The sequence below is a fragment of the Kitasatospora sp. NPDC059973 genome (genome assembly GCF_042737525.1).
Taxonomy (GTDB): domain Bacteria; phylum Actinomycetota; class Actinomycetes; order Streptomycetales; family Streptomycetaceae; genus Kitasatospora.
The window spans coordinates 1-4,477 of record NZ_JBHWUI010000310.1 but is presented as its reverse complement, the minus strand read 5'-3'; the positions used below and the strand labels follow the sequence as shown (position 1 = coordinate 4,477).

7 protein-coding genes are annotated in these 4,477 nt (G+C 74.4%); 5 read left to right on the top strand and 2 right to left on the bottom strand.

Going from position 1 to position 4,477, the window contains the following annotated elements:
- Nucleotides 1-550 (top strand): hypothetical protein (locus ACFWA9_RS38360; RefSeq protein ID WP_380394074.1); only part of this gene is annotated, 550 nt, incomplete at its 5' end.
- Nucleotides 551-681: 131 nt separating this feature from the next.
- On the opposite strand, the gene ACFWA9_RS38355 is transcribed toward ACFWA9_RS38360, so the two are convergent.
- Nucleotides 682-1,149 carry a hypothetical protein gene (locus tag ACFWA9_RS38355; protein ID WP_380394071.1) on the bottom strand — a complete coding sequence of 156 codons (468 nt, stop codon included), beginning with the start codon at nucleotides 1,147-1,149 and terminating at the stop codon, nucleotides 682-684.
- Between the two features lie 167 nt (nucleotides 1,150-1,316).
- Between ACFWA9_RS38355 and ACFWA9_RS38350 the strand changes: the two genes are divergently transcribed.
- From ACFWA9_RS38350 to ACFWA9_RS38340, 3 genes are all read left to right on the top strand, one after another.
- Nucleotides 1,317-1,562, top strand: a complete 246-nt coding sequence (locus tag ACFWA9_RS38350) for a hypothetical protein (protein ID WP_380394068.1) — start codon at nucleotides 1,317-1,319, stop codon at nucleotides 1,560-1,562.
- Between the two features lie 395 nt (nucleotides 1,563-1,957).
- The gene (locus tag ACFWA9_RS38345) at nucleotides 1,958-2,230 is read left to right on the top strand and encodes a hypothetical protein (protein ID WP_380394065.1); all 273 of its coding nucleotides are present in this window, start codon (nucleotides 1,958-1,960) and stop codon (nucleotides 2,228-2,230) included.
- 148 nt (nucleotides 2,231-2,378) lie between these two features.
- A complete protein-coding gene (locus ACFWA9_RS38340; protein WP_380394062.1) occupies nucleotides 2,379-3,098 on the top strand; it encodes a restriction endonuclease in 720 nt (239 codons plus the stop codon).
- A gap of 324 nt (nucleotides 3,099-3,422) precedes the next feature.
- Here the strand turns inward: ACFWA9_RS38340 and ACFWA9_RS38335 are convergent, their stop codons facing one another.
- Nucleotides 3,423-3,689 (bottom strand): hypothetical protein, encoded by a 267-nt coding sequence (locus tag ACFWA9_RS38335; RefSeq protein WP_380394059.1) that lies wholly within the window; start codon nucleotides 3,687-3,689, stop codon nucleotides 3,423-3,425.
- 370 nt (nucleotides 3,690-4,059) lie between these two features.
- Between ACFWA9_RS38335 and ACFWA9_RS38330 the strand changes: the two genes are divergently transcribed.
- Nucleotides 4,060-4,395, top strand: coding sequence for a hypothetical protein (locus tag ACFWA9_RS38330; protein WP_380394056.1), 336 nt, complete (start codon nucleotides 4,060-4,062; stop codon nucleotides 4,393-4,395).
- Nucleotides 4,396-4,477 lie beyond the last annotated feature (82 nt).

Below are 4,477 nucleotides of genomic sequence, written 5' to 3'. Positions count from 1 at the left end.
CCGTCACGTCAAAACGCGCCACAGCACGGAGTTCTACCAGAGACACCAGCCCACCATCGAACCGCAGCAAGATCCGAACCTTGAACAGCCCCTAGAACGCCGCCATGTCGACGCCCTGCTCGACCTGGACGAGCACCCGTCCCTGGGCGCGCTTGCCGCAGCCTACGAGGACCAGCATTTTCAGAGCGCCGTGGAGGACGACCGGGCCTCCCGCAAGCGAGCGGTCAAGCCCCTGGCGCGCATCGGCGACGACGAGGCCGGCCGCCGCGCGGCGGAAGCCGTCGAGCTCCACAACGGGTACCACCCCAAGCACCACCCGGAAGGCGTCGATCTCGACTTCTGCCCGGTCTGCGAGTACGAGACCTTCAGCGCTGAGGGCGACGACCACCTCGGCATGGGCCACGGCCCCGGCCAGTGCCTGGTCTGCCACTACGAGCGCGGCTCCGGGATGTCGGAACACCTCGCGACCGCCGCCTACTACAGGGTCCGCTGGGCCGATGACGACGACGAACAGCACTCCCAGGAGACCGAGGAGCTACCCGCCAGCTGACCCGGCACCCGCCCGTGCCGGATGTGCTTCACCGCGTTCCCGCAAGTCCCGTGACTCCCGCGCCCGCCGTTCTTCCCGCCGCAGGCCCGGAGCCGGTACGGCTGCGGGGCGGGCCTGCCGGTTGGTATTGGTCAGGGTGTGGGATAGGGCCGGGGGTGGCCGGCGTTCACGCATTGCCGGGCCTGCTGGTCGATCCGGTCGAGTGCGCCGGCGAGGCCCAGGGCCTCGAGCAGCATGACGGCGGTGGACACCGTGATGGCGTGGATCTGCTCGGGGAGGGCGAGGCCTGCGATGGCTGTGCCCAGGCCGCTCTCGCCGGAGGCGACGCGGTGGACGGCGGTGGTGACCGCGAACTCCACCTCCAGCGGGGCCAGGGCCGCCACCACGTCGAGGCTCCCGACCCCCATCGACGGCTCCCCGAGTTCGGTGAACAGCGCGTCGTGGTCGAGGACCAGCCACGCCAGCACCCACTCCAGCCGGTCGGCGTCCAGGCCCGCGAGGCAGCTCTCGACCGCGGCACGGTCCCGCATCAGGTAGGCCCGTGTCAGATCGGCGGCCCGCCAGGTCGCATCCACCAGCTGGTCGTCCACAGTCGTCATCCCCCCGGTCTATCCCAGGGGCGGGCGCAGCGGCCACCGGAACCGTCCGGTTCACACCAACGAGCGGGACGGGCGAAGGCGCGGTGCGCTCGGCGAGACCAGGGAGCCGGAGACCGTGGGTTGCCGTTGCGGCCGCGTGGCCTGGGTTCGGTGACAGACTGTCGGCTATGAGTGATCATTCTGGCGGTCCGGTCCGGCGGCCGCTGTGGCAGCCCTTCTCCGAGCCCGCCACCGATGTTCCTGTCGAGTCGTCCGGCGGCGCCCGGCTCCTCGCGGTCGAGCGGGCCCCGTTCCTGGAGCCGGCCGCCGCCGAGGTGCCGGCGGTGTCCGAGGCGTCTGCGGTGCCGGCCTCTCGTCGTCGGCTCGGCCCCGGCGGCCTGGCGGTCTCCGTCGTGCCGGACGACCGGAGCTGACCTTCCCGCGATGAAGTCGGCCGTGTTCGTGTCCGCTGGGTGCCGGCGCCGGTTGCCGCGTGCAGCACGCCGCGGCGCTGCCGGTCGCCACGGACCTGCGGATCGCAACGCACGCCGCACGCGAAGCCTGCCCAGCCACCGTCCTTGGCCCTGAGTCCTGCGGGCGGGCGCTCTCCCTGCCCGCCCCCGCGGCACCGCGGTGGAGCCGGCCGGGGTGTAGGGGCGGGGCCCACGCGGGCTCGACCCGGATCTCGAAGTCGAGTCCGCAGGTCCTCGGGCGCCCACATCCTGGTCGACGACCGCGCCGGCGAGCGGGTGACGCCGCGATATGCGCTCCGCTGCGCGGCTGGGGGTCGTCTGCTCCGAACCACCGGACTGTGACTGGGTGTTATGGCATGCTCACCCGAAGGGCGACGGTGGTCGCCGTACGGACAACCGAGGTCTGGGGTGGGACCAGCATGCTGTCGGTCAGCGCGGCCGTGTTCTTCGCAATCGTCATCTACCTGCTGCTCGCCCGGCGCACCGAGGCCCGCAGCCGCGTGAACGAACGGCTGACCGCGTTCGTCTGCGTGGTGTTCGGCGTCGTCATCGCGTCGAGTTCCTGGGGGCAGATGATCCTGCACTTGGTCGGGAACGTGGCCGACGCGGTGAACCAGGCGGGCCGCTGACGCTCCGGCGCGCGCTTCCGTGCGCGGCTGACGCGCTGTCAGGGAGGGGTGATGCGATGGGTGCCGTAGGCGTGTCCACGTACTGGGGGTGGGGCCGGGTGGCTCGACTTGAACGGACCGCGGTTGTCGTCGGCATCGGGGGCGGCCGGTGAGTACACGCAGACCTCCGGCCCGCCGCGGCGGCGGTCGCCGGCCGAAGAAGAAGGACGACGGGGCGGGGCTGCTACTCGTCCTGGGCGGCGCGGTGGTGGCCGTCATGCTGGTGCTCGCGGTGCTGCGCTGGCTGGCGGCCCACGTCTGGGTGGTGGTCGTGCTGGCGCTGATCGGGGCCGGCGTCGCGGCCCTCTCCATCCGCCGGCTGCTGGAGCGCCAGCACGCGGAGCAGGCCCGACGGCTGGCCGACCTGGAGCGCCAGCGGCGACTGCGGCTCACGCTGACCGGCCCCGGGGGGCTGGACCACATGCGACACGACGCCTTCGAGTTCGCGGTGCGCGACCTGCTGCTGCGCGACGGCTGCACGGCGCGCAGGGTCGGGCAGGGCGGTGACCAGAGCGCGGACGTGCTGGCCACGGACCCGATGGGCCGGACCTGGGTGCTGCAGTGCAAGCACAAGCAGGACCCGGTCGGCGGCGCGGGGGTCTCGGTGGGCGTTCTGTACAGCCTGGTGGGCGCCAACGAGCGCGTGCATAAGGCAGAGGTGCCGGTGGTGGTCACCAACGGCCGGTTCACCAAGCCGTCCCAGAAGTGGGGCGCCGAGCAGAACGTGCTCCTGGTCGACCGCGAACTCCTCGGGCGCTGGGCTTCCAGCGGCCGGCCGCTGTGGGAGCTGCTGCGGATCCCGCTGCCGCGCGGTGGCCAGAACAACTGATCCATCGCCCCACCACGCGGCAGTGCCCCGTCACGGCCCCCGCGCCGCGCGGCCGGGCCGGCCCTGTCCGGGAGGCCGATCCCCCCGGGGAGAAAGCCCGGCATGTCGCCTGGCTAGCATTTCGATCATGAGTTTCTCCCCGGGGCAAAACGCGGCCGTCGAGCCGATGCTGTTCGGCGGTCCGGTGTGCGCGGGTGCGCCGCGGAGCTGGCGTGGGCGGGCAAGGGCCGCTGGCCGAAGTACTGCTCCAAGGCGTGCTCGTCGAAAGCGGACCGCGCCCGGGAGAAGGAGAAGCAGGAACAGGCCCGCACCGCGGCCGCCGTTTCACCCCGGGGTGAAACGGGGCTGCCCGACGGCCTGGCCGACAACCCGGCGGCGGCCGAACTCCTCACCCTCGGCGACCGGCTGGCCCGCGCCGACCGGCTGCTCCTCCTCCAGTTCGACCGGGCGGCCCGCGACGGTGGCGCGGCCCTTGCGCGCCAAGCGGTGAGCGACGTCCTCCACTGCGCGTACGGCGTGATGCAGCGCCACCGCGTGCCGGCCGAGCAGCTGCTCGCCGCACACCCGGCCCAGGCCCGGGAGGCGGGACAACCCGCCCCGGAGGCCGCAGAAACGCCCCGGGGCGAAACGCGGTCCGCCTCGGGAGGCGTCTCCGGTGCCGCCTGGACGGCGCCGGCCGCCGTGCCCGATCCCCGCCCCTCGGCCGGGCACCCGCACCCGGCCGCCGGGCCCGCCACCGAAACACCCCGGGGCGAAACGGCGGCCGTGCACCGCGCCGCCCGCCCCACCGAAGGAGCCCCGCCGGCGGCCATTGCTCCCCGGGGTGAAACGGCGCCCGCCACCGGACCGGTCACGGCCGCCCCCGTAACGTCCCGGGGAGAAACTCCCGCCCCGGCCGCTGCCCCGCGCGTGCCGACCGGCCGGGCCACCCAGCCCGCCCCCCGCCGCGTCGGCCCGGCGGGTGCCCGCCGTCCCCGTCGCCCACCCGGACGACACCGGACTGCAGCCGGACGCGGTGCTGCGCGCCACCTCCGACCCGGTGCGCCGCTTCGGGCCCCCGGACCGCGCAGGCGCCCTGGCGGGCACCTTCGGCGCGGGCTGGACCACGTCGTCCTGGTCGGCACCGGAGGCCGCCGGCGTTCACCGGCTCCACCACCAAGGGGTGCGGGTCGGCTGGGCCGCGCCGCTCGACGACGGGCCGTGGGGTGCGGGCGGCTGGATGGCGGTGCTGCACCTGGCCGACGGCCGCGCCGAACCGCTGCTCGACCGCCCCGGCCGGCCCCTCCCGCACACATGACGACACGTTCGGCCCGGCGCCGACGCCGCCGGCCGGGTGCCCCCGCCGACCCCGCTGCTGCGGGGCCGTACGGCCCCGCAGC

What these genes read in the sequence shown, in the direction of transcription:
- ACFWA9_RS38355 (WP_380394071.1), bottom strand. Translation starts at nt 1,149, where the DNA reads ATGACGACTGTGGACGACCAGCTGGTGGATGCGACCTGGCGGGCCGCC.
- ACFWA9_RS38350 (WP_380394068.1), top strand. Translation starts at nt 1,317, where the DNA reads ATGAGTGATCATTCTGGCGGTCCGGTCCGGCGGCCGCTGTGGCAGCCC.
- ACFWA9_RS38345 (WP_380394065.1), top strand. Translation starts at nt 1,958, where the DNA reads ATGCTCACCCGAAGGGCGACGGTGGTCGCCGTACGGACAACCGAGGTC.